Origin of the sequence: Afifella marina DSM 2698 (assembly GCF_900102695.1) — a bacterium.
Taxonomy (GTDB): Bacteria; Pseudomonadota; Alphaproteobacteria; order Rhizobiales; family Afifellaceae; genus Afifella; species Afifella marina.
The window spans coordinates 699,581-721,838 of the sequence record NZ_FMVW01000001.1 but is presented as its reverse complement, the minus strand read 5'-3'; the positions used below and the strand labels follow the sequence as shown (position 1 = coordinate 721,838).

At 65.7% G+C, this 22,258-nt stretch carries 22 protein-coding genes; all 22 read right to left on the bottom strand.

The window, feature by feature from the left end; translation table 11 throughout:
- Positions 1-100 precede the first annotated feature (100 nt).
- Entirely contained in the window at positions 101-1,636 is a 1,536-nt protein-coding gene (locus BLP76_RS03360) for a Do family serine endopeptidase (RefSeq protein ID WP_092809498.1), read from the bottom strand.
- Positions 1,637-1,877: 241 nt separating this feature from the next.
- Positions 1,878-2,315, bottom strand: a complete 438-nt coding sequence (locus BLP76_RS03355; protein ID WP_170130396.1) for a GtrA family protein — start codon at positions 2,313-2,315, stop codon at positions 1,878-1,880.
- Positions 2,316-2,331: 16 nt separating this feature from the next.
- Positions 2,332-4,443, bottom strand: a complete 2,112-nt coding sequence (locus BLP76_RS03350; RefSeq protein WP_092809494.1) for a hypothetical protein — start codon at positions 4,441-4,443, stop codon at positions 2,332-2,334.
- Positions 4,440-5,417 carry a glycosyltransferase family 2 protein gene (locus BLP76_RS03345; RefSeq protein ID WP_092809493.1) on the bottom strand — a complete coding sequence of 326 codons (978 nt, stop codon included), beginning with the start codon at positions 5,415-5,417 and terminating at the stop codon, positions 4,440-4,442. Before BLP76_RS03345 ends, BLP76_RS03350 begins: the two co-directional genes overlap by 4 nt.
- A gap of 212 nt (positions 5,418-5,629) precedes the next feature.
- Positions 5,630-6,094: a cytochrome c-type biogenesis protein gene (locus BLP76_RS03340; RefSeq protein WP_420867639.1), complete on the bottom strand. Its 465-nt coding sequence runs from the start codon at positions 6,092-6,094 to the stop codon at positions 5,630-5,632.
- A gap of 32 nt (positions 6,095-6,126) precedes the next feature.
- On the bottom strand, positions 6,127-8,121 hold the full coding sequence (locus BLP76_RS03335) for a heme lyase CcmF/NrfE family subunit (protein ID WP_092810114.1): 1,995 nt from the start codon (positions 8,119-8,121) through the stop codon (positions 6,127-6,129).
- Between the two features lie 8 nt (positions 8,122-8,129).
- Positions 8,130-8,582 (bottom strand): cytochrome c maturation protein CcmE, encoded by a 453-nt coding sequence (ccmE, locus tag BLP76_RS03330; protein WP_092809489.1) that lies wholly within the window; start codon positions 8,580-8,582, stop codon positions 8,130-8,132.
- Complete coding sequence (gene ccmI, locus BLP76_RS03325; protein WP_092809487.1) at positions 8,579-9,832, bottom strand: c-type cytochrome biogenesis protein CcmI; 1,254 nt, start codon at positions 9,830-9,832, stop codon at positions 8,579-8,581. Before ccmI ends, ccmE begins: the two co-directional genes overlap by 4 nt.
- A 168-nt stretch (positions 9,833-10,000) precedes the next feature.
- Entirely contained in the window at positions 10,001-10,477 is a 477-nt protein-coding gene (locus BLP76_RS03320) for a glycine zipper 2TM domain-containing protein (protein WP_171904364.1), read from the bottom strand.
- A gap of 127 nt (positions 10,478-10,604) precedes the next feature.
- A complete protein-coding gene (locus BLP76_RS03315; protein ID WP_092809485.1) occupies positions 10,605-12,047 on the bottom strand; it encodes an ATP-binding protein in 1,443 nt (480 codons plus the stop codon).
- A complete protein-coding gene (locus BLP76_RS03310; protein ID WP_092809483.1) occupies positions 12,040-12,726 on the bottom strand; it encodes a response regulator in 687 nt (228 codons plus the stop codon). The genes BLP76_RS03315 and BLP76_RS03310 overlap by 8 nt, the downstream gene beginning before the upstream one ends.
- Positions 12,727-12,853: 127 nt before the next feature.
- Positions 12,854-13,129: a PepSY domain-containing protein gene (locus BLP76_RS03305; protein WP_200170626.1), complete on the bottom strand. Its 276-nt coding sequence runs from the start codon at positions 13,127-13,129 to the stop codon at positions 12,854-12,856.
- A gap of 110 nt (positions 13,130-13,239) precedes the next feature.
- The gene (locus BLP76_RS03300; RefSeq protein WP_092809481.1) at positions 13,240-13,734 is read right to left on the bottom strand and encodes a DUF2335 domain-containing protein; all 495 of its coding nucleotides are present in this window, start codon (positions 13,732-13,734) and stop codon (positions 13,240-13,242) included.
- A gap of 339 nt (positions 13,735-14,073) precedes the next feature.
- Complete coding sequence (locus tag BLP76_RS03295) at positions 14,074-14,274, bottom strand: hypothetical protein (protein ID WP_092809479.1); 201 nt, start codon at positions 14,272-14,274, stop codon at positions 14,074-14,076.
- Positions 14,271-15,092, bottom strand: coding sequence for a peptidoglycan-binding protein (locus BLP76_RS03290; RefSeq protein ID WP_092809477.1), 822 nt, complete (start codon positions 15,090-15,092; stop codon positions 14,271-14,273). The genes BLP76_RS03295 and BLP76_RS03290 overlap by 4 nt, the downstream gene beginning before the upstream one ends.
- Positions 15,093-15,145: 53 nt before the next feature.
- On the bottom strand, positions 15,146-19,036 hold the full coding sequence (locus BLP76_RS03285; RefSeq protein WP_092809475.1) for a baseplate multidomain protein megatron: 3,891 nt from the start codon (positions 19,034-19,036) through the stop codon (positions 15,146-15,148).
- Complete coding sequence (locus BLP76_RS03280) at positions 19,036-19,509, bottom strand: DUF6950 family protein (RefSeq protein WP_092809473.1); 474 nt, start codon at positions 19,507-19,509, stop codon at positions 19,036-19,038. The genes BLP76_RS03285 and BLP76_RS03280 overlap by 1 nt, the downstream gene beginning before the upstream one ends.
- Before the next feature lie 11 nt (positions 19,510-19,520).
- Entirely contained in the window at positions 19,521-20,420 is a 900-nt protein-coding gene (locus tag BLP76_RS03275) for a DUF2163 domain-containing protein (protein WP_092809471.1), read from the bottom strand.
- Entirely contained in the window at positions 20,417-21,058 is a 642-nt protein-coding gene (locus BLP76_RS03270) for a DUF2460 domain-containing protein (RefSeq protein WP_092809469.1), read from the bottom strand. The genes BLP76_RS03275 and BLP76_RS03270 overlap by 4 nt, the downstream gene beginning before the upstream one ends.
- Positions 21,059-21,064: 6 nt before the next feature.
- The gene (locus tag BLP76_RS03265; protein ID WP_092810108.1) at positions 21,065-21,652 is read right to left on the bottom strand and encodes a phage tail tape measure protein; all 588 of its coding nucleotides are present in this window, start codon (positions 21,650-21,652) and stop codon (positions 21,065-21,067) included.
- Between the two features lie 6 nt (positions 21,653-21,658).
- Positions 21,659-21,988 carry a rcc01693 family protein gene (locus tag BLP76_RS19230; RefSeq protein ID WP_092810106.1) on the bottom strand — a complete coding sequence of 110 codons (330 nt, stop codon included), beginning with the start codon at positions 21,986-21,988 and terminating at the stop codon, positions 21,659-21,661.
- Positions 21,883-22,248 carry a gene transfer agent family protein gene (locus tag BLP76_RS03255; protein ID WP_092809467.1) on the bottom strand — a complete coding sequence of 122 codons (366 nt, stop codon included), beginning with the start codon at positions 22,246-22,248 and terminating at the stop codon, positions 21,883-21,885. The genes BLP76_RS19230 and BLP76_RS03255 overlap by 106 nt, the downstream gene beginning before the upstream one ends.
- Positions 22,249-22,258 lie beyond the last annotated feature (10 nt).

The following is a 22,258-nucleotide window of genomic DNA, read 5'->3' as shown; positions in this document are numbered from 1 at the left end:
AGCGATCCGCCGTTCCGGACGGCCGGCGGTGGGGGCGACTTTAACCGCCGAAAGGCCGTTTCTGAAGTCGGGGCCGGAGAGGAGGCCCCGCTTCTTATCGTCAGCCCTGGTCGTCGGTCGGCAGAGCCACGAAGCGCGAATTGCCGTTGCGCTGGACCTGCATGAGCACCGCCTTGCGGCCCTGCTCTTTCACCGCAGCAATCTGGTTCTCGAGATCGGAGCCGTCGCGCACGGCCTTACCGCCGGCGCGCACGATCACGTCGCCTTCCTCGAAGCCTTTCTGATCGGCCGCCGAGCCTCTGTCGACGCCTATAACCATGACGCCGTCGCCGTCCTGGTTGGGCTCGACCGCAAGACCGAGGCCTTCAAGGCTCGTCGGCGCGGCCTGGTCGCCGCTGTCCTGGCTGTCGGCAGACGCCGTCTGCTTGCCGAGCTTGCCGAGCTCCACGTCGATCGTGCGTTCGCGACCGTCGCGCAGAACCGTCAGCTCCACCTTGGTATCGGGATCATAGGCGGCGATCATGCGGGCGAGTTCACGCGGGCCTTCGACCTTGTTGCCGTCGACTTGCGTGATGATGTCGCCGGCCTGGATGCCGGCCTGTTTCGCAGGACCGCCGTCCTGCGGGTCCGCGACCAGGGCACCGGTCGTGGAGGAAATGCCGAGACCTTCGGCGATGTCTTCCGTCACCGGCTGGATCTGCACGCCGAGCCAGCCGCGCGTCACCGAACCGTCCTTGCGCAGCTCGGAGACGACGTCGGTCACGACATTCGCCGGAATGGCGAAGGCGATGCCGACATTGCCGCCGGAGGGCGAGAAGATCGCCGTGTTCACGCCGACGACCTCACCCTTCATGTTGAAGGTCGGGCCACCGGAATTGCCGCGGTTCACCGGCGCGTCGATCTGAATGAAATCGTCATAGGGGCCGGCGCCGATGTCACGTCCGTCGGCGGAGACGATGCCCGCCGTCACGGTGCCGCCAAGCCCGAACGGATTGCCGACTGCGACGACCCACTGGCCGATCTTCGGCGCATCCTTGGACAGGTTCACATAGGTGTAATTGTCGCCGTCGACCTTGAGGAGGGCGAGGTCGGTGCGTTCATCGACGCCCACGACCTTGGCCGGCAGTTCCTTGCCGTCCTCCATCACCACGGTCACTTCGGAGCCATCCTCGACGACATGATCGTTGGTGACGATGTAACCGTCCTGCGAAATGAAGAAGCCGGAACCCTGGCTCATGCCAAAGCGCGGATGATTGCGATGGTGGGGGCTGCGGCCGCGGTCGTTGTTGTCGAAATCGAAGCCACGCGGGCCGAAGCGCTTGAAGAATTCGTTCAAGGGATTGTCGTCAGGCAGATCCGGCATGGAAAAGCCACGACCATCGCCTTGGAAGGTCACCGGATTGACTTCGGATTTCACCCGCACGCTCACGACGGCGGGCTTCACCTTCTCCACGAGATCGGTGAAATCGGCCGGACCTTGATTTTGAACCTGCACCTGCTCGGCGCGGACCGGCTGCGTGTCGGACAGGATGGCGCCTGAGGCAGCCACACCCGCTACGCCAAGCGTCACAGCGCTGGCGAGAAGCGCATTCCGGAACTTTCCAAGTGTCGAAACGCGGTTCTTGTTGTTCGTCATATTGCTCGTTCTCCAGGGCGTTAACTCGTTGTCCGCTCCGCGGGGGGGCGCGCGGAGCGGACTGGAGGCCGCAGCAGGGGGACAGGGGCAATGAGGTCCTGCTGCACGCTCACAGATAGGAGAGCACGGCTTACCGCGCAGTGACCTTGGAATTAAAACTTGGTAATCCGAAGAAGATCTGCCGGGATCCGCATCCCGCGCCGCAGCTTGCGCGCCCGCATCGCCCGGGCCGCCTTGCGCTTCAGCCCACGCGCCGCGTCTCGCCGAACGTCCAGCCGCGATTGAGCGCGAAGACCACGATCGGCACGACCCCGACCATGAACGGCAGCACCCAGAGATAAGACAGCGCCATCGCCTCGACGATGATGAAGATCGCCAGGCTATTAAGGGCAAAGCCGATCAGACTGACGACGGCGAATTTCAGAAAACTCGCCCAGCTCCGGCGCGTCGCACCGAAGGTCCAGCGGTAATTGCCGAGATAGGAGACGATGACGGCGCAAGCGAAGGCGAGCGTATTGGCGAGCATCGGCTCGGCACCGAACACCTCGATGAAGAGGACGAAGAGGACGCTGTGAAAGGCCGTCGCCAGGCCGCCGACGATGCCGAACTTCAGATATTGGACGGCCGTCAGCGGCAGACGCGCGACAAGCGCATCGAGGCGCGGCTGCAATCTCTTCACGCGCCCCGCCCCGCCATCACCGCGCCGGTCCTTCGAAGCGAGGATCGATCCAGGCCGCGGTCTTGCCCTCGGCGCTTGGCTGAAAGATCACCGTCACCGGCCCCGTGCCCGCGGGCATCGGGATTGAATCCGCCGCCGCCCCGGCGACAAGGCGCATCCGCGTCACGTTCTCGCCGCGCATGAGCTCCACGTCCGCCTCGCGGGCGCAGTCCGGACATTCCAGAAGCGCTGTCGTGAAGACCCAGTCGTCGGCGACCGCTAGGCGATGAGAAATCCGCCCCTTGGCGTTCAAAACCAGTCGCGCGTCATCTTCGCCATCGCCGGCCGCAGCACCAGCTCCGGCGCCATCGATCGCCCGAAAGCCGACCCGGCCGCGATTCTCTCCGGCGAGCTGACGATAGCGGTCCATCAAACGCATCGTGGGGCGCACCTCATCGCGCAGCAGACGGAGCTCCAGGAGCCTGCCCTCTCGGTTGAAACGCACGGTGCGGTAATTGGAGGCGATATAGTCGGCGAGCGGATAAAGCACGGGCCTCGCCCGCAGCATCTGGCCGACATCCTGCACGATCGCATCGGCGGGCGCGATCTCGAGATCGCTGATCAGGCCGGCGACTTCCGCGTCCGTCGTCTGCGGCTCGAGATAGGTGAGCCGCGTCGCGTGCTCCGCCGCGAAGGCATAATAGACCGGCCGGATCGGGTAGCTGAAAATGCGCTGAGGGCGATGCTCCTCGAAGAAGGCCTCGACACCCCTCAGTTCCTGATCCTGATCCGGACGAAACTGAACACCGCCGATGAGCGGGCGCGACGGCACGGAGTAAAAGAGCGCGTCCGTGCCGAAGCGAAAGGCCGCCGTCGAATTCGGATAGAAGACCGCAACCATCGCGCCCAATCCGATCACCCCGGCGGCGAGGTTCGTCAGGGCCGAGGCTGCCCGATCCCGCGCGGGCGCCGGCGAGCCTTGCAGCCATGTGCCGAGGCACAGAAGCGGCGGCGCCAGAAGCAGAACCATCGACGAGGTCCAGATCGCGGCAGCGAAAAGCGTGAGGATCGCAAGCGCAACGACGAGAGCCTCGGCGAGGCGCCGCGGCGAGCGCCAATCGATCGCGCGAGCCACCTCGCCCCGCCTCGCCCAGATCATGGCGATGGCGATCGGCGTCAGGACGACGAGTTCGGAGATCGAAAAGACGAGATGGAGGTAATCGGAGCGCCCGAGGGCGGAGACCATCCGCAAGATGGCGTAGCTCATGAACGCGATAGAAGCGGGCTCGGCGAAGACGCCGCTTAAGACGAACAGAGCTCCGATCAGCGCGATCTCGAGGAAGAAGATGTAATAGACGAAATTCTCGATCGCGAAGGGCGGGAACGGCAGGTCCATCCCGACAGGCTGGATGAAGAGCGCATAGATCGAGGTGTAATAGAGATATTCCCCGACCGGCATACCTTGCAGCGCCAGCGCTCCGATCCCTGCCGCCAGGACCGCAAAACTACTGCCGGCGATCCAGACAAGCCGCACGAGCCGCTCTCGGAAGGGCTCCTTGCGCGCGGCGAGCTCGACCCAGAAGATCACCCAGGCGAGAAGAATGAAGACTTCCTGGCCGACCCAATAGGTGAGGCCGAGAAGGACGCCGGCGGCGAGGCTCCAAGCCCGATCCGCACGCGGCGTCGTTCCACCCATCGTCATGAGATAGGCGGCAAGCGCCAGCGCCGGGATGGCCGTGCGCAGTTGAAAGATCGGCGTCAGGAAGAGGAAGGTTGCGGCAACGAAAACCGCGATCGCGAAGGATGCGCGCCCGAGAAGGGCGCGCGTGGCGGCAATGGCCAGAGCGAAACTCGCAGCAATCTGGAACAGATAGGGTTCCAGCAGGATCGAAAACGACGTGGCGCGAAAGGTCTCGCCGAAAAGCCGCTGCCCCAGCGCCAGATAATAATACGAGCCCGGCGTGCGGAAATGGATGAAGTCGCGAATGTAGATTTCGCCGTGGTTGATCCAGCGTGCGAAATTGTGAAACAGCGCCTGATCGCCGAACTGAAACGAATAGATCGATTTGGCCCAGGCGAAGGCGACCCCCACCGACAGGATGCAAAGGAGGAGGAAAAGCGCCGCCGGGGCGCGGAGACGAGCCGTCACGCCTCGACCTCGCTCTGCCGCGTCGCCTCTTCGGCGTGGGCATCCGGCTCATGGATCTTTCGGACGATGTAGAGCGGGCGCTGCTTCGCCTCGATGAAGATGCGCGAGAGATATTCGCCGATCGCGCCGAGGCTCAGCATGGTGAGGCCATTGAAGAACATGATGGCGACGATGAGGGACGGATAGCCCGGCACGTCACGGCCGAAGAGCAGCGTGCGCACGATGATGACGATGGCATAGACGATCGCAAGTCCCGCGATCGCCCCACCGAGATAGCTCCAGATGCGCAACGGGACCGAGCTGAAGGAGGTGATGCCGTCGAGAGCAAAATTCCACAGCCGCCAGTATTTCCACTTGGTCTCGCCGGCAAAGCGCGCCTCGCGGGAATATTCGATGCTGGTCTGGCGGAAACCGACCCAGGCGAACAGCCCCTTGTTGAAACGGCTGCGCTCCGGCAGCGCGCAAATGGCATCGACCACTTTGCGGTCCATGAGGCGGAAATCGCCGACATTCGGCGGGATTTCGATTTCCGAGAGCTTGTTCGCCGACCAATAGAACAGACCCGCCGTCCACCGCTTCATCGGCGTATCGGTCTGGCGCTCGGAGCGCACGGCATTGACGACCTCGTAGCCCTCGCGCCACTTCTCCAGCATTCGGCCGATGAGCTCCGGCGGGTCCTGCAGATCCGCATCGAGCGGAACCACGCATTCGCCGCGCGAGGCGTCGAGGCCTGCGGTCAGCGCCGCCTCCTTGCCGAAATTGCGCGAGAGGTCGATCACCCGCAGATAAGGTGCGTGTTTCTGGCGCTCGATCAGGGCCGCCAGCGTCCGGTCGCGGCTGCCATCGTCGACGCAGACGATTTCGTAGGAGATGCCAAGCTCGCCCAACACGGCTTCAAGACGTCGAAAGAGGCCGTCCAGGCACTCTTCCTCGTTATGCATCGGGATGACGAGACTGAGGCAGGGCTTGGTCATGGGGGCCCGTTGTGGCTGGCGAAACACGGGAATCGATCGCTCTTCTGATCGATCCGCGATCTTCCGGCAAGGCGGCGGCCGCCCTTGCTGCGGCTGCGGCTGCAAGCTTTGAGCTTTCAAGGCGCCCTGCGACCCGCGGGCCACACCTGCCGCAAAGCAAAGACCGCCCGAAGCCTATCGGCTCTTTCCCGGACGATGGAGGTACGACGGCGCTAGTACTTCTTCAAAATATCGGCGAGCGCCCGCTCCTCGGAGGCGGAAAGCTTCGATTCCGACAGGGCGCCCGTTCCGCGGAAGCGCATGAAGAGCGCGATGCCGCCGATCAGAAGCACGATCACCGGCGCCGCCCACAAGAGCAGGTTCTTCCAGTCGAAGACGGGGCGCAACAAGACGAACTCGCCGTAGCGGTCGACCAGAAACTTCTTCACCTGTTCGTCGGTGTCGCCGGCCTTGATGCGCTCGCGCACGAGAACGCGCAGATCCTTGGCGAGATCAGCGTTGGAATCGTCGATCGATTCATTCTGACAGACGAGGCAGCGCAGATGTTCCGAAAGGTCGCGCGCGCGCGCCTCCAGCTTCGGATCCTTCAGCATCTCGTCGGGATCGACCGCCCAGGCCTGCGAGACGAAGTCGAAGCTGCCGCCACTTTGCAGCGCCCCTCCTGCGGGAAGGAGCAGCGCCGTAAGAGCAAGCGCAATCAAGAAGCGTTTCACGCCTTTGCCTCCTGCAGACGCTTGGCGCGTGCGGGTTTGGCGACACCGATGCGGAAGCGCCTGTCGGACAGGGACACCGTCCCGCCGATCGCCATCAAGACCGCACCCAGCCAGATGAAGGTCACGAGCGGCTTGTAATAGGCGCGCACGGTGAGCGAGCCGTCATCGTGCTGATCGCCGATCGACACGTAGAGCTGCGAGAACCAGAAGGTCTTGATCGCCGCTTCCGTGGTCGACATCTGACGCGTGGAATAGAAGCGCTTCGCCGGCGCTATGGCGAGCAGGGCCTCGCCGTCGCGTGATACGACAAAGCGGTACAGTTCCTCACGGTAATTGTTCTCCGTATGCGGCACGGAATCCTGATAGGTCAGCGTGTAGCCGCCGGTCTCCAGAGATTCGCCGGGCTTCACGGAGACGATCGTCTCCGTCTGATAGGTGGTCGTCGCCACGATACCGATCACCGTCACACCGAGCCCGGCATGGGCGAGCGCCGTCGCAAAGGCCGTCCGCGGCATGCCCGTAAAGCGCGCCCAGGAGGTCTTCAGCGGCATGCGCCCGATACCGGAGCGGTCGATAATCTCGTTGGCGGCACCGGCGATCAGCCAAATGCCGAGACCGATCCCGAGGGGCGCCAGCGGGTGCTGCACGCCCTCGATGATCAAGGTCGCCACCAGCGCCACGACGGCCAGCACCATGGCGAAAAGCAGGCGCTGCGCGGCCGCGGCGAGATCGCCGCGCTTCCAGGCGAGCATCGGCCCGAAGGGAACGGCCAAAAGCAGCGGCACCATCAAAGGTGCGAAGGTGATGTTGTAGAACGGCGCTCCCACCGAAATCTTGTCCTTGGTGAGCGCTTCCAGCACGAGCGGATAGAGCGTGCCGGCGAAGACGGTCGCCGTTGCCGCCACCAGAAAGAGATTGTTGTAGAGAAGCGCGCCCTCACGGCTGATCGGCGCAAAGAGGCCGCCCTGTTTCAGCTCCGGCGCCCGCCAGGCGAAAAGCGCCAGCGACCCGCCGATGAAGAGCACCAGGATTGCCAGGATGAAGACGCCGCGCGTCGGGTCCGTCGCAAAGGCATGCACGGAGGTGAGCACGCCCGAGCGCACCAGGAAGGTGCCGAGCAGCGACAGCGAGAAGGTGAGGATGGCGAGAAGGATCGTCCAGATCTTGAGCGCCCCCCGCTTCTCCATGACGATCGCCGAATGCAGAAGAGCGGTTCCCGCCAGCCACGGCATGAAGGAGGCGTTTTCCACGGGGTCCCAGAACCACCAGCCGCCCCAGCCGAGCTCGTAATAGGCCCAGTAGGAGCCCATGGCGATGCCGAGCGTCAGGAAGATCCAGGCCATCAGCGTCCAGGGCCTGACCCAGCGCGCCCAGGCCGCGTCGACGCGGCCTTCGATCAGCGCGGCCGCGGCGAACGAAAAGACGATCGAGAAGCCGACATAGCCGAGATAGAGAAGCGGCGGATGAATGGCGAGGCCGACATCCTGCAGGATCGGGTTGAGATCGCGCCCCTCGCCCGGCGCCGGCGTCAGGCGCAGGAACGGGTTCGAGGTGGTCAGGATGAAGAGCAGAAACGCCGTCGCGACCCAGCCCTGCACGGCCAGAACGCGCGCCTTCAAGGTCACCGGCAGATTGCCGCCGAAGGCCGCCACCAGCGCCCCGAAGAGCGACAGGATCAGGACCCACAGCATCATGGAGCCTTCGTGATTGCCCCACACGCCAGAAATCTTGAAGAGAAGCGGCTTCGCCGAATGCGAGTTCTCCCAGACATTCGCCACGGAGAAATCGGAATTGATATAGGCGACGGTGAGCGCGCCGAAGGCAAAGGTCACATAGAGGAAGCCGATGAGGGTCGAGACGGTGCCCACCCGCATCAGCCGGTTGTCACGCGCCGAAGCTCCCCAGAGCGGCACCGTCGACTGAATGAGCGACAGCGCCAGCGCCAGAACGAGCGCGTAATGGCCGAGTTCAGCGATCGAAAAGCCAGACATCCAGGACATCACTGCGTCGCTGTCTCTTGGTTATGCTTCCACAGACCCTGAGACTTCAGGGAATCGGCCACTTCGCGCGGCATGTAATTCTCGTCGTGCTTGGCAAGCACGCTGTCGGCATGGAAGCTGCCGTCGGGCTCCATCCGGCCTTCGGCCACGACGCCCTGCCCTTCGCGGAACAGATCCGGCAGGATGCCGCGATACATGACAGGCACGACCTGCGCCGTATCGGTGATGGAGAAGAAGACTTCGCCGTCCTTCTCGCGCTTCACGGATCCTTCGGCGACGAGACCGCCGAGGCGGATGCGGGAGCCCGGAGCGATGTTTTTTTCGGCGAGCTCGCTCGGCGCATAGAAGAAGACGATCTGGTCGTTGAGCGCATAGGCCACCAGGCCGAGGGCGCTCGCAAGCACCAATCCGGCTCCGGCAATGAGCGACAAACGGCGTTGCTTGCGGGTCATTGCGTCATCTCCTCCATGCCCGGGAGACGCAGGTCCTGGGCGAGCTGAGCGATTTCGCGCCGCTTCTCCTTGTCGGAGATCGACGCAAGGGCCGTGCGTGCGGCCTCGGCGGCATCTTCACGCCGTCCGAGCACGGCATAGGATCGGACGAGCTGCAACCAGCCGTCCGCATCGTCCGGCTTTTTCTCGAGACGATCGGCCAGATTATCGACCATCCCCTCGATCATCGCCATGCGATCTTCAGGAGCCATGGCGCCGGCGGCGTTCATTTCCTCCTGGCTCGGCCCACGCGTGGGCGTCGCAGCAGGCGGCGGACCGGCATCGGCCTGCGCGCTCGGCGCGTTCTCGCGCAAAGGTCCGAGCGCCGGCTTTTTCGGCTTGGCAAAGAGCGCTGCGGCGGTGTCCTTCTCCGCCCGCTCGATGCGTGCCACGGTCTCTTCGATCGCCGGACGCCAGGCGGCATCGGCCGGCGCATCGTCGAGAAGCGCGTGCAAGGCGGTCGTCGCGCCCTTGCTGTCGCCTTCCTGCTCCATGGCGAGAGCGAGATAAAAACGTGCCTTGGCCGTATCGCTGTCGAGCTCGGCACCCGATTCGGCGGAGGCCTCGAAAGCTTCGCGCGCTTCATCGGTGACGATGCCGCCAGAGGCCATGACGAGCGCTTCGCCGAGCGCCGTCTGCCGGGCCGGCGTGGAGCCGCCGAGGCGGATCACGTTGCGATAGGCACGCGCGGCGTCGCCCGGGCGTCCGAGACGCGAATAGACGGGTGCCAGGACCTCCCAGCCGCGCGTATCATCAGGATTGCGCGCCAGATGGTCTTCCACTTGTCCGACGAGAAGCGAAATGTTCTTGCCGTCCGGCGCATTGCCGAGACGTGCCTGCAAGGGCTCGTCGGGAAGGCCCGGGGAGCCCTGCGCCAGATAAAGCCCGAGGCCGATGAGCGGAATGCCGACGAGTGCCACGGCAGCCGTCGCCGCGCGCCGGAAGCCGCCACCTGCGGCGGCCACGCGCGCTGCCTCGCGGCGGTCTGCGGCGATCAGCCGGCGGCCGATCTCGGCCCGTGCCGCTTCGGCCTCTTCCGGCCCGATCCGGCCGGCTTCGCGATCGCGCTCGAGCTCGTCGAGCTGGCGGCGATAAACTGCCGCATCATGGTTTTCACGCGAATCGACGGGTTTTCCCTCCCGCAGGAGAGGAAGAACGACGGCCAGAACAGCGATGACCGTGAAAATTGTAATCGCCAACCAGAGAAGCATGAGATCTCAAGCTCTTAACTTGGGCTAGATGTACCCGTCCAAAGCCCGGGTCACAATGCGACGAACACGCTTTCGTCTAGATAGGATGCCCAAGAACCTCGCGGCAGGTCACTTTTATCGGCCGCGGCAGAACACCGCGGCCTGTTCTCACATCGGGATCTGCCGAGCTCAGCTGACCGGACGCCAGGTGCCGTCCGGCTGGCGGCAGGCCGTGCCGCGGGCCACCTGCGGCGAACCCTCGATATAGATCGTATGCGCGTAGTCGCGGCAATCGACGGAATTGATCTGGTAGGTCTGCCCCGGGACGATCTCGCCGCGATAATTGCCCGAGTTCGCCTGCCACTGGACCGGACGGCCCGGCGCGCCGTATTCGAGCGCCTGGTATTCGGCCGCGAGCGCCTGCTGACGGGCCTGCTGGTCCATGTTGGCGCCGACGCGGTTGCCGATCAGGCCGCCGGCGAGCGCGCCGATCGCAGTTGCCGCGACGCGACCCGAACCATGACCGATCTGGTTGCCGAGAACGCCACCGACGACGGCACCGCCGAGGGTACCGATGCCTTCGCGCTGCCCCATTCCGCCGGGCTCGGTCTGGCAAGCGGTGAGAAACAGAGCACCAATCGCGGCACTCGTCACTGCAAGTCTCATTGAACAATCCTCTCGAAAAAACCCCTCGGCCAATCCATGGCAGATCGCGTGAACCGGTTCCAGAGCAGGATGGCAAAATTGCGGTCGGAGGCCTCTTCACCTTTCCCGGAGCAGAGGCTGCGACGCTCTATCCGTCCTTTTCCGCCACCGGCAGATCGAGCACCGCCTTCACCCCTCCTTCGGGCGCCGCCTCCAACGTCAAAGCGCCGCCGTAGATGCGGGCGAGTTCTTCCACGATCGACAGGCCGAGACCCGAGCCCGGCTTCGTCTCGTCGAGCCGCATGCCGCGGGCCAGCACCTTCTGGCGCTCGTCCGGCGAAAGCCCCGGCCCGTCATCGGTGATGATGAGCCGCGCGCGCCGCGCATTGCCGTCGCCGGAGGGCAGGCAGGAGAGCGTCACCTCAGAACCCGCCCATTTGCAGGCATTGTCGAGGAGATTTCCGACCATCTCTTCAAGATCCTGCTTCTCGCCGCGGAAGACGAGCTTTGCAGGACAATGCACGCTGATCTTGAGCGGACGATCGCGGCCATGCACCTTCTGCATGACGCGCGCCAGGGCCTCCACAACCGGCGCCACCGGCGTCATCGCACCAATGACGTTCGTCTGCGCGGCGATGCGCGCCCGGTCGAGATGATGGCCGATCTGACCGCGCATCACGTCCACCTGACGCCCGACGCGTTCGGCAAGCTCGCCCTCGCCCGCCTCCGCCTCGTTCTGCAGGATGGCAAGCGGGGTCTTCAGCGCATGCGCAAGATTGCCGACATGGCGGCGGGCCCGTTCCACGATCTCGCGATTGGAGAGGATGAGCGCATCGAGATCTTCGGCAAGCGGGGCAATTTCGTCGGGCCACTGGCCGCCGAGGCTGACGCGTTCGCCGCGTCGCACCTCCTGCAAGGCGGCGCGCACATCGCGCAAGGGTCGAAGCCCGAAGCGGATCAAGACGGCCGCGCCGATCGCAAGGAGCAATCCGAAGATCCCAAGCGTGATCGCCACGATGGTAGTGAACCTGGAAATATCGCGTGCCACGCCGCGAGCATCGCCGGCCACCAGCACCGCAAGCCGCTTGCCGTCCGGCTTCGTGATCTGGCGTTCAACGGCTCTGAGGCCCCGCCCTCCGGGACCGTCGAAAGAGAGGCGGCGCGGCCGCCCGTCCGGGTCGGGCAGATCGGCGACGGCGAGATGATCGCCGAAGAGCGACGGCGAGGCGGTCAGAACCTCGCCGGTCTCCATGTCGCGGATCTGCCAGTACCAGCCCGATTGCGGCAGGGAAAAGCGCGGCTCGCCGAGCGCCACCTGTGTTTCGTTCGGCCCCTCGCCCGAGGCGACGACGGCACCGACGAGCGCCTTGTGCAGCGCCACCAGACGGAAATCGAAACTGCGCTGCAGGCTGTCGCGGAAAAGGGAAATGAAGAGAATGGCGGCGAGAAGCAGCGCAACCGTGGTGCCTGCCGCCGCAATGACCGCAAGGCGGAGGCTGAGCGAGCCCTGCCCCTTGGCGTGCTCCTTGCCCCGTCCATAGGGCGTGCCGAAGCCCAGCCCCCAGCTTCTCGGATGCAGCCGCTCAAGCATCGGCGCCGTCGGTCTCGCCCCCCGGCGGATCGATGCGGTAGCCAAGGCCGCGCACCGTCTCGATCAGATCGATGCCGAGCTTCTTTCTGAGCCGTCCGACGAAAACTTCGATCGTATTGGAATCGCGGTCGAAATCCTGATCGTAAAGATGCTCCGTCAGCTCCGTGCGCGAGATCGTCTTGCCGCGATGGTGCATCAAATATTCGAGCACCTTGTATTCGTGCGATGTGAGCTTCACCGGATTGCCGTCGACCGTCACGCGGCTCGCCCTCAAATCGAGGCGCACGGACCCGGCGGTGAGGTCGTTCGAGGCATGGCCGGCGGCGCGCCGCACGAGCGCACGCACACGCGCCAGAACCTCCTCCATATGGAAAGGTTTGGCGACATAATCGTCGGCGCCGGCGTCGATCCCCTGCACCTTGTCGGACCAGCGGTCACGCGCCGTCAAAATGAGGACGGGCATGGTGCGCCCCTCGCGGCGCCAGGCTTCCAGAACCGAGAGCCCATCCATCTGCGGCAGGCCGAGATCGAGGATCACCGCGTCATAGGGCTCCGTCTCGCCGAGAAAATGGCCGTCCTCGCCATCGAGCGCGGCATCGACCGCATAGCCCTGCTCGGTGAGCGCGCTCACCATTTGCCGGTTGAGATTTTCGTCGTCCTCCACGACCAAAATGCGCATCGAAGCCTTCGCCTTTCGTCTCTATCGGGGTGTGTCGCCCGCTATCCGCCGGCCCTTATTTGCCGGCCCTTGTTCGCCGTCACTTGTTCGCCGGCCGCTATTCGTCTTCGGGAATTTCTTTCTCCGCCTAACGCGCCGGAATGTTGACGCGCTGAAGCCTCCCGTCCGGGCCGAGCACGGAGGCCTGATAGACATAGCCCCCGCCCGCCTCGCACAATTTGACGTCGACGACCTCGCCGGAAATGCCGGCGCGCCTGAGCGCCTGCGACAGCGGCACGGCCTGGCCGGACGCCACCACCTGGCGCGCCTCACCGGGTCCGAGACAGGCGGCGGCGGCTTCTCCCGCCACGAGAAGCGACAGGAGAAGGACGGAAAGGGAAAGAAAGCGGCGCAACATCATCATGCCTGTCTCATAGCACGAGCGGCTGAATGCGGGCTGAATGGGGAGGAGAGAGACATACTTTGGAAGGGCCACCCGTCGCACGGGGCACAGAGTGATACGAAACGGCTCGGTCAATCGTGATCGGAGGCTGATGCTCCCATCTTCCCTCGAATGAAGATGCCCACGGTGCCGAGCGCGCCTGTTCCGAGAAACAGGCCGGCAAGAACCTCGTGCCCTGACAGGCCGCATGCCAGAGCGCCTCCTATCAGCGCCATCAACGCCCAGAAGCCGTATTTGCGGCCATCTCTCGTGTCTTGGATATCCGCGTCAAGTGCCTGCTTTTGCATCGTCTTTTGATGCTCCAGCGCAGCTTCGGCCATCTTGATGATGCGATCGGCCGACCCAGGCAAAATATCCTCGTATTCGCGCAGATGCTTGGGATGAGCGATCGGGCCCTGGAAGCGCTCTTCATGATAAAGAGCGAGAACCTGCGCGGTAACCTTCGTCGCCTGCTCGCGACCAACAATAGCTGAAACCCGCTTGCTGAGCTCTGCAGCAAACGGGTCTTCAAAATTGCTAGACGCGCTCTTTTGAGACGCCACCTTTTGCTGAGGTTGCTTGGCCACGCCCCCGCTCTATTTTAATAGAACTATAAAGCGCAGACTCTACCGCGTCCCAAGCCGAATTCATAGTGACGGAAAATTTCCGAGCACGCCTATAGTTCGCCGGCGCGAAAAACGACAGCGGAGCGCCAATTCCCTGGTAAACACCGCGTCTGAAGTCGCGCGAGCGGAATTTTGCATGTCCCATCATGTTTTGCATATTAGTTGACGATTGTGACCGTTCAACATTGACTTGCGAAGTCACGCTTTGATTGATGCGGATGCGACCAAATGGCCACATTTGTGTTACGCTATCCGATGGATAGGTCCGAGCGAACCGACGGCATGCTTTCGCTATCCCCCTCACACATTCGCCCGGTCCTTCACGAAATAGCCGACGATCAGCGCCAGCGCCGGGGCGAGCGGGGCCCAGATCTCCGGATCGGCGAATTCCGGAAAATGCCGCGCCACGAGAAGCTGCGCGAGATTGGCGAGAGAGGCAGCAAAAGTCGCCGCGGTCAGCTTGTTGGTCGGCAGAAGCGTGGGCTGGTTGACGGTGGTCATGAGATTTTCCCTCCAGACAGAAAAACGGCCGCTGCGAGAGCGGCCAGAACGAGAAATGTGAGCAAAATCAGCCCCCAGGGCGGGGCCGCGCGACCCGCCTGAGGCACGGGCCTCGTCTTGCCGCCTGGCGCCGACAGTGCCGGCAGTTCTGCGAGCGCGGCGTGCAGTTCCCGAAGCGTCTTCGCTCCGGCGATGTCGTCGGGGGTGAGGCCGCGCGCGGCCTGAAAGCGCTTGACCGCCCCCTTCGTCAGTTCCTGGCCGAGAAGGACGAGCGCGGCGCGCACATAAAGCCGCCGCCGGTCGGCGAGGCCGTTCATCCCGCCATTGATCGCCCGCGTCAGGCCGATCAGATCGCCCACCGCGGCGAGGCGGCCGAGATCGCGGCTTTCCCAATACCAGAGCGCCGACAAAAACGCCCAGGGAAAGGCGGCCAGGAGGTCGGGCTCGACTAAAAAAACCGGCGCATCGGCAAAACGTTCTTTCGCCCAAACCGAGAAGGCTGCAACGTTCGCCCGCCCCGTCACCTGGATGAGACCCCGGCCGCGGTAGCGATAGCCGTCGCCGTCCGCCTCCGCCGTGTTGCCGAGATCGGTCCGCGTGTCGTAGCGCCGCTGCGCCGCCGTCGGCCCCCAAATCTCTTCCAGATAGTGAAAGCGCCCACTCTCATGGCCGATCTGCGCCAGAAACGCGGCGAGCATCTCCGGGCGGTCGAGCCCGAAAGCGGCTCCGTGCCGGGCGAGCCCCTCGGCGACACCCTCCAGAATGCCGGCGCGCGCTCTCGCGCCCGCGATCACGCGCAGGTCCTTGACGGCGATCATGCCGCTCTCCCTCTCTGTGCTCGAAAAAAGCCTTGTCTCGGTGCCGTCGCCCGTCAGAGGCGAAGCGTCGCCTCGGCCGCAAAACCCGGCCCGATCGTCTCGGAGAGCTGCGCGACGCGCACGGTCAGCACCTCCGGCAAAGCGCCAAAATCGGCGAGCTGCGCGGCGGCGGCATAGGCAAAATTCGGGGCTGCCGTCTCCGCCTCGCGCCGCACCGTCCCGGCGTCCAAAATCTCCACGCGGTAGGCTTCGCGTGTCTCGTGGAGCGGCACATCGGCAAGCGCCCAGCTGTCGCCGCCAAAGCGCGTGCGCCGGATCCAGGACAGCGCCACATCGCCCGTCGCGGGATCGCGTCTTGCCCGCAGATGCACCGGGCTCGCGGGTCTGAGCCCCCGCCCCTCGGGCGTGACGGCGATCTCGACGAAACTCGCCGCCGCATGGCTTTCGGCGATCGGCCCGATGCGCAGACGCTTGTCCCGCCCGATCGCGTCGAGCCCCATCGGCAGAACGGCGACGGCGTCGTTCAACAGCACGAAAGCATTGCCGGCGCTCGCACCCGCCGCCATAGCCGCCTCGCTGCCGCCCTGCCCCCGCAACAGATGCGTGAGACGATAGCGCCTCGTCCCGATCAGCTCGGCCGCGGCGAATTGCAGAACTTCCCAGCTTCCGTCGTCGGCTTTGACCGCCGCGAGGTTGCCGCCCGCCAGCACATCGATCTCGGGCAGCGAGGCGAGCGCGCCGCCGAAAAGTGTCACCTCCGGCGCATTGGCGCGGTCGAAGCGGCCGAGAGGGCCGGGCCGCAGCGGCGTCACCAACCGGCCGCAGGTCGCGCGCGTCGCGATCGTCGACAGAAACGAAAAGCCACCCCCCGCCTCGCCCTGATAGACCGCAAGCGTTCCCGGCCATGGCTCGGCGAAGGCGGCAAGCCGCGGCTGGTGCGCCTTCTCGCCATCGGCCGGCGCCGGCAGCTCCATGACATGGACGAGCGGCGGCCCATAGGCCGGCGGCGTCACGATCCCCGGCGGGGTCGGCGTCGCAGGCAGCATCGCCTTGCGCCGCAGCGTCACCCGCCGCGCCTCCACTTCGCGCGTCTCGCCATCGGCGATGCGCGTCACCAGAAACGTGTCGGAGCGCCCCTCCAGCGTGAGCCGCACCGCATCGCCCGCATCGAGCGCGGAACAACTCGGCGGCAGCGCGAAGGAAATCTCCTCGCGCCCCCGCCAGAGATCGGCAAGCATCGCCTCGGCGAGCGCTTCCGCCTCCGCGTCGCGTGCCACGATCGGCAGATCGAGCGTCAGGACGCGGCGGCTTCCCCCGGCGAGCCGGCGCGAATGCGCCGCCGCCATGCGGTAATCGTTGTCGGGCGAGAGCGTGCGCAGCGCCACTTCGGCGGCAAGCTCCGTCTCCTGCGCCCGCCGTCGCGTCGTCAGCGGAGCATCGGCCGCGTCGATCAACAAAGTTTCCGACAGCGTGGCATCAAGCGGCCGTGCGCGTCCGCGAAAGCGGATCGTGGTGCCGGCATCGGCCGCATCGACGCCATAGGCGGACAAAAGCGGTTCGAGCGTCGCGCGCGCCGACGACCGCTCGCCGACGACGAAGCCCTCGACGAGCCCATGCACGTCGACGACCTCCGCAGCCTCAAAGCCATGATCTGACAGCACCGCCTCGATCAGCCGGGCAAGATCCATGGCGCCGAGCCGTCCGTTGAGCCAGTGCCCATAGCGCCAGTTCGGCGCATCGCCCCAGACATCCTCAAGCGCGGGAAACCAGGGATAAGGCCTGGCATCCCAGGTCCAGAGCGTCAGATGCGCCGGATCGACCATCGGACCGTTCGGCCCATCCCGGTTCATCCCCGCATAATCGGCGTGGCTCGGGTCATAGGCGGACAGAAGCGCCTCGATCGTTCGGCGCTGAATGAGATCGTCCCGCTCGCCGGCAGAAAAATGCGGCAGCGCGCCTTCCGAGGATTTCGGATCGTAAAAGACGTTCGGCTGGTTGGCGCCCTTGTCGACGGCCGGACAACCGAACTCGGTGAACCAGATCGGCTTCGACAACGGCAGCCACGCGGTCGGCGTCGCCATCTCCACGCCACCCGGCCGGTCGTAATGCCGGTTTGTCCACCAGCTCTCGATGTCCTTGAAGCGAAACACCCAGGGTTTGCCGGCCGTCCCGTCGGTGACCCTGCTGCGCCGCTGCGCCTTCCGGTCCTCGTCGGAGGCGTAATACCAGTCGAAGCCTTCGCCGGCGGCGAGGTTCTTGCGCAGGTAATCGAGCCGGTAGATCGACCTCCCTTCCGCCTCGTCGGCATGACCCGGCGCGTCGCGCCAATCGGCGAGCGGCCAGTAGACGTCGATGCCGACGAAATCGGCCTCCGCCCAGAACGGGTCGAGATGGAAGAAAACGTCGCCGGAGCCGTCCGCCGGCTGATGGCCGAAATATTCCGACCAGTCGGCCGCATAGGAGATTTTCGTCGCCGGCCCCAGCACCTGCCGGCATTCGCCGCGCAGCACGCGCAGCGCCTCCACGAACGGATAGCGGTTCGCCTGCACGCGGATCTGGCTCAGCCCCACCATTTCGGAGCCGACGAGAAACGCGTCGACCCCGCCCGCCGCCTTCGCCAGATGCGCGTTGTGCAAAATGAAGCGACGATAGTGCCAGTCCGCAGGCCCCGAATAGGAAACACCCCCCGCGCCCGCGGAAAACTGGCCGAGCGACGCCCCGCCCAGAAACGCTGCGATCTCGCCTGCCGCCGCCGCGCTCTTGTCGGGCGAACCGGCGCGCCCCGGCGCCACCGACAGCGTGATGCGCCCGCGCCAGGGATAGGGCGGCTGCCCCACCCCGCCGCTTCTCGGATCGGGAAGCTCGTTGCCCGCCGCCACATCCATCAACACGAAAGGCAAAAGCGCCACCTTGAGGCCGCGCACCTTCAGTTCGCGGATCGCCCGGACGACCGTCTCGTCGCTCGGCGTGCCGCCATAGGCCGCCCGTCCGTCGATATAGGAGACGACCTCCGCCTCGCCGCGGGAAAGCCCCGCCACGGACCAGTCGCCGCCGGAGATCCGCTTATGGGCGTCGTCGACCATCGGCTGGATCAGGCAATCTGGCGCACGCAGATCGTTGCCGAACCAGGCGACCACCAGCGTCACCCATTCAAGCCGCGGGCAGAGATCCACGAGCTCGTCGAGCGAGGTCTCGAAATCCGCCTCCTCGCGGCGGGCAAAGGTGTTGGCGGTGGCATAGGTGCCGGGATCACCTTCGCTGAGGCGAAGCGCGGTGTCGTAGACGAATTCGCCCGCGCCCGGGATCATGCAGACGGCGCGGATATCCTTTTCGATGCTGCCGACGGGCCGCAAAATCTCAAAGGAGAGCTGCGGAATGCGGTTGCCGAATTCCGCAAGCGCTAGCCGTTCGAAGACGACATAGGCGGTGCCGCGATAGGCGGGCGGATCGATCTCATGCGCGGCGATCAAGGGATCGGGCAACTGGTCCTCGCTGCCTTTATAGATGCGCAGGGTGACGCGCGAGGGATCGAGCGGCTTGCCGTCCGCCCAGATGCGGCCGATATGGGCCACCTCGCCTTCGCACAGCCCCACGGCGAAATTGGCGAAATAGCTGTAGGTGGTCGTCGTCACCTTGCTGCCGCCACCCTTGCCGCCCGCGCGCTGCGTGTCGGTCGTCGCGACTTCCTCGAAATCCGTCGCCCAGATCACCTGGCCGGCAAGGCGCACGCGCCCATAAACGCGCGGGATCGGGGCACCTTCGGTCGAACTCTGCACGGTCAGGTCGGAAAGCCGCGCGCCTTCCGCCTTGCGCTCGGTGGAAAACAGGCTGCGGTCGATCGCATAGCCCGCAAGCGCGCCGAGCGCGCGTCCGGCGATCGCCCCGACCCCGCCGAAAAGGCCGCCGAGGCTCGCGCCCGCGGCACTCAAGAGAAGCGTCGCCATCAGCCCTCCTCCGCTTCGCCATCGCCGAGGTTCGGAAACGCAAAGGCATAGGCGATGCGCCGCCGCCAGGCGGGCACCAGCGCGACTTCGGCGACTGCCGCCCCTTCATGCGCATGGATCATCGTCGTCTCGCCGGAAAGGATCGCGGCATGCTTTGCCGGCAGCCCCCTTCGCCAGCGGAAGAGGAGCACGTCGCCGGCCCGCGCCTCGGCAATCTCGATTTCGCACAGATGCCGGCACGCGGCGTCTCTCAGCGTTTCCTCGCCCCGCGCTTCCGCCCAGTCGGGCGTATAGGCGGGCGGCGTCTCCGCCTCCGTGCCGTAAAGCTCTCGCCAGACGCCGCGGACGAGACCAAGACAATCGGCACCGACACCGCGGAGGGCGGCCTGATGACGGTAGGGCGTGCCGATCCAACCGCGTGCCGCCGTCACGATTTCGGCTCGGCGCACCGGCCTCACGCTCGCCTGTCTCATGCAGGCGGTCCTCATTCGTTTGGGCCCGGGCGCCCGATGAAGGGCGTCGTGGTGCTGACCTCGCCGCCGCTTGCCACCGACCAGACGAAATCGTTGCCGGGCATATGCGGAAAGCCGCGGAAATTGAGCGTGTTGGCGAAGCGTTCGCGGCAGGTCGCAAGCCGCTTGTCGCAGCCGGGCGTCACCGCAAACCGGTCGCCGACGGCGATCGGCCGCTCCATCTTCTGCCACAGCGTCAGGCGGTGCGCCGTCTCCTCGACGGCGTGGCGCGTCACTTCGATCGCGCGGCCCTCGTTCGCACCGGAGAGAAACGTCAAAAGCCCGCGCGCCAGACTGCCATCTTCTGCGCCAAGCGCACCGGCCTCGATCCAGCCCATCCCGTCCGTCGCCGTCACCACCGCCTCGACGCGCCGGGCCGCAAGATCGACGCGGCAGCGGCCGTCGCCGAGATCGGCGTCGCAGAGATGCGCAAAAAGCCGGCCGCTTTCCTGGTCGAGCGCGTGCGCGAGCCCGCGCAGCTCCGCCTTGAAGGCATGGTCCTCGCGCGTCACCTCGCCGATCGAAGCGATCCGCATCAGATGGCGCATCGCGGGCGCCGCCCAATTGACGAGCCACATCTCGACCCGGGCATTGTCATAGAGCCCGGCGAGAAGATCGTCTTCCGACAGCCGCTCAGAGCTCAGCGCCCCGGCAACGTCGAGGCCGCCGACTTCGAGCCCCGCATGGGCGACGCCGCCCGACGCCGTCAGCCCGTTCTGCGGCTCGTAGGTGACGCCGCCGAAAACGAGTTTGCGGTCGTGATCGGTGAAACCGAGCCTCACCCCGTCGCCACGGATCAGCGTCCAGCAGGCGCACAGGCTCGTGACGCCCGCCTGAAGATGCGCCGTCAGCGCAGCGGAAAAATCCTTCACGGCTTGATCTCCACAATCGGGACGGAAGGCGCCTCGCCCGCCTCGAAGGCGGCAAGATCGATGTCGAGACGGTCGGTGTCGAAGCGCACCGGCACGTCGAAGAGGAAGCCGGCGGTGATAACCGCTCCCGCCGCCGGCACATGGCCGGAGGAAAAGGCGATGCGCCCGGTGGCGACGTCGAGCGAGAATGCTCCCGCCGCCTTCTCCACCCCGCCGACGCCAATTCGGATGGTGCCCTCAACCGGCTTTTCGATCTCGCGCAGCCACGGGGCGAGCCCGTCGCCATAGCGTTTCACGAGAAGAAATTCTGTTGTCGTGCCGTCGCCCGTGCCGATCCGCTGATCGAAGGGGCCGGGCTCGGCCGGCGCCGGTGCGGAGGAAAAATCGCTGCGGTCGCGGAAGCGGAAGCCATAAAGCCGGCCGCGCCGCTCCTCGAAGAAGGCGATCAACCTTTCCATATCGGCGCGCGAACGCACGCCCGAGCCGACATTGTAGCGGCGTCTGGAATCGGCCCAGCGCTGGTTGCGCTCCTCGCGGCCGGAGGCGAGCGTCACCACTTCGGTGCGCCGCTCCGGCCCGCCGGACGAGCCGAAGGCGAGCGCCAGCGGGAACGAAACCTCGTGAAAGCCTGCGGACATGACGGCTCAGAGCCCCCGCCGGCCGCGCGATACGGCCCGCGCCAGCATCGCCGTCATTTCGGCTTCAGAGCGGCGGAAACTCGCCGCATCTTGCGTCGTCACGTTGAAGGTGACGTTGACGGGCTGCGCGCCGGCGCCGGCGGCTGCCACGCCGAGCCTTCCATCGGCGCCGCGCCGCAAGGGCAGGATCGCCTCCGCCCCCGCCTCGCCCATCAACCCGATGCCGTGCCCCGTCTGAAAATAGCTCGGCGCGGCGACGACCCCGCCCGCCGCAAACGGCGTGACCTTGCCGCCCGCAAACACGCCGCCTTGGGCGAAACCGCCCAGAAATGATCCGAACACCGAGGTGAGCGCGCCGGAAAGTCCGCCGGCGATCGGCGCCAGCGCCGCATTGAGGGCGCGCCGTGACAGGCCGAGCGCCAGGCTCTTCAACACGCTGTCGAAGCGCCTTCCCTCCACCGCCGCCTGGCGGAAGGCGCTCGTCATGGAGCGCCCGAACCCGTCCGCCAGATGCTGAAGATCGCCGAGCGTCGCCGACAGCGCCTCAGCGCTCCCGGAGAATTCGTCCGAGCCGAAGTCGAAATCGTCTGCCATCATGTCCTACCGATCGGGAAAGCGCGCCATCAGCCGCGCGAGCTCGCCCGCTGTGAGCGGCGTCTTGCCCGCCCCGCACAAAGCCGTGCGGCAGGCCGAAAATTCGCGCGGCGTCATCGCCCAGAAATCGCGCGGGGAAAGCCGCAGAACGGCAAGGCCGAAGGTGATCGCCTCCTGCCAGGGGAAGGGCTTTGCGCCCTCTCGCCTGCCGTCTCTTGTTCCGTCTGCGGCTAAAGAGGGTTTTTTGCGTCTTCTCCCAGAGTGTCGGAACCTCCGAGGTCCCCCTGCGGCGCACCGAACGTCGCCCGCAAAAGCTCCGCGGCGATCTTTGCAAATCCCGCCGCGCCTCCCTCGGCACGCAGCACCGCCACCTCGTCGTCGGAGATCGCCTCGCCGGCGCCCCTCAGCCCCGCCCCCAGAATGCGGATGAGATCGCGCGCCGAAAGCCGCCCCGTCTCGAAGCGCCCGGCGAGCGCCACCAGATCCTCGACCTTGAAGGCGGCTTCGAGCTCGGCGAGCGCACCGAGCGTCAAACAGAGCCTGCGCGTCTCGCCGCCGAGCACCGCATCGATCTCGCCGCGATGGGAATTTGCCATCTCCGCCTCC

Coding starts and splice junctions, on each gene's coding strand:
- BLP76_RS03320 (WP_171904364.1), bottom strand. CDS start 10,477: ATGAGACTTGCAGTGACGAGTGCCGCGATTGGTGCTCTGTTTCTCACC.
- BLP76_RS03360 (WP_092809498.1), bottom strand. CDS start 1,636: ATGACGAACAACAAGAACCGCGTTTCGACACTTGGAAAGTTCCGGAAT.
- BLP76_RS03290 (WP_092809477.1), bottom strand. CDS start 15,092: ATGATCGCCGTCAAGGACCTGCGCGTGATCGCGGGCGCGAGAGCGCGC.
- BLP76_RS03335 (WP_092810114.1), bottom strand. CDS start 8,121: ATGTCTGGCTTTTCGATCGCTGAACTCGGCCATTACGCGCTCGTTCTG.
- BLP76_RS03305 (WP_200170626.1), bottom strand. CDS start 13,129: ATGATGATGTTGCGCCGCTTTCTTTCCCTTTCCGTCCTTCTCCTGTCG.
- ccmI (WP_092809487.1), bottom strand. CDS start 9,832: ATGCTTCTCTGGTTGGCGATTACAATTTTCACGGTCATCGCTGTTCTG.
- ccmE (WP_092809489.1), bottom strand. CDS start 8,582: ATGACCCGCAAGCAACGCCGTTTGTCGCTCATTGCCGGAGCCGGATTG.
- BLP76_RS03315 (WP_092809485.1), bottom strand. CDS start 12,047: ATGCTTGAGCGGCTGCATCCGAGAAGCTGGGGGCTGGGCTTCGGCACG.
- BLP76_RS03295 (WP_092809479.1), bottom strand. CDS start 14,274: ATGACCACCGTCAACCAGCCCACGCTTCTGCCGACCAACAAGCTGACC.
- BLP76_RS03270 (WP_092809469.1), bottom strand. CDS start 21,058: ATGTCCGCAGGCTTTCACGAGGTTTCGTTCCCGCTGGCGCTCGCCTTC.
- BLP76_RS03345 (WP_092809493.1), bottom strand. CDS start 5,417: ATGACCAAGCCCTGCCTCAGTCTCGTCATCCCGATGCATAACGAGGAA.
- BLP76_RS03280 (WP_092809473.1), bottom strand. CDS start 19,509: ATGAGACAGGCGAGCGTGAGGCCGGTGCGCCGAGCCGAAATCGTGACG.
- BLP76_RS03255 (WP_092809467.1), bottom strand. CDS start 22,248: ATGGCAAATTCCCATCGCGGCGAGATCGATGCGGTGCTCGGCGGCGAG.
- BLP76_RS03265 (WP_092810108.1), bottom strand. CDS start 21,652: ATGGCAGACGATTTCGACTTCGGCTCGGACGAATTCTCCGGGAGCGCT.
- BLP76_RS03310 (WP_092809483.1), bottom strand. CDS start 12,726: ATGCGCATTTTGGTCGTGGAGGACGACGAAAATCTCAACCGGCAAATG.
- BLP76_RS03285 (WP_092809475.1), bottom strand. CDS start 19,036: ATGGCGACGCTTCTCTTGAGTGCCGCGGGCGCGAGCCTCGGCGGCCTT.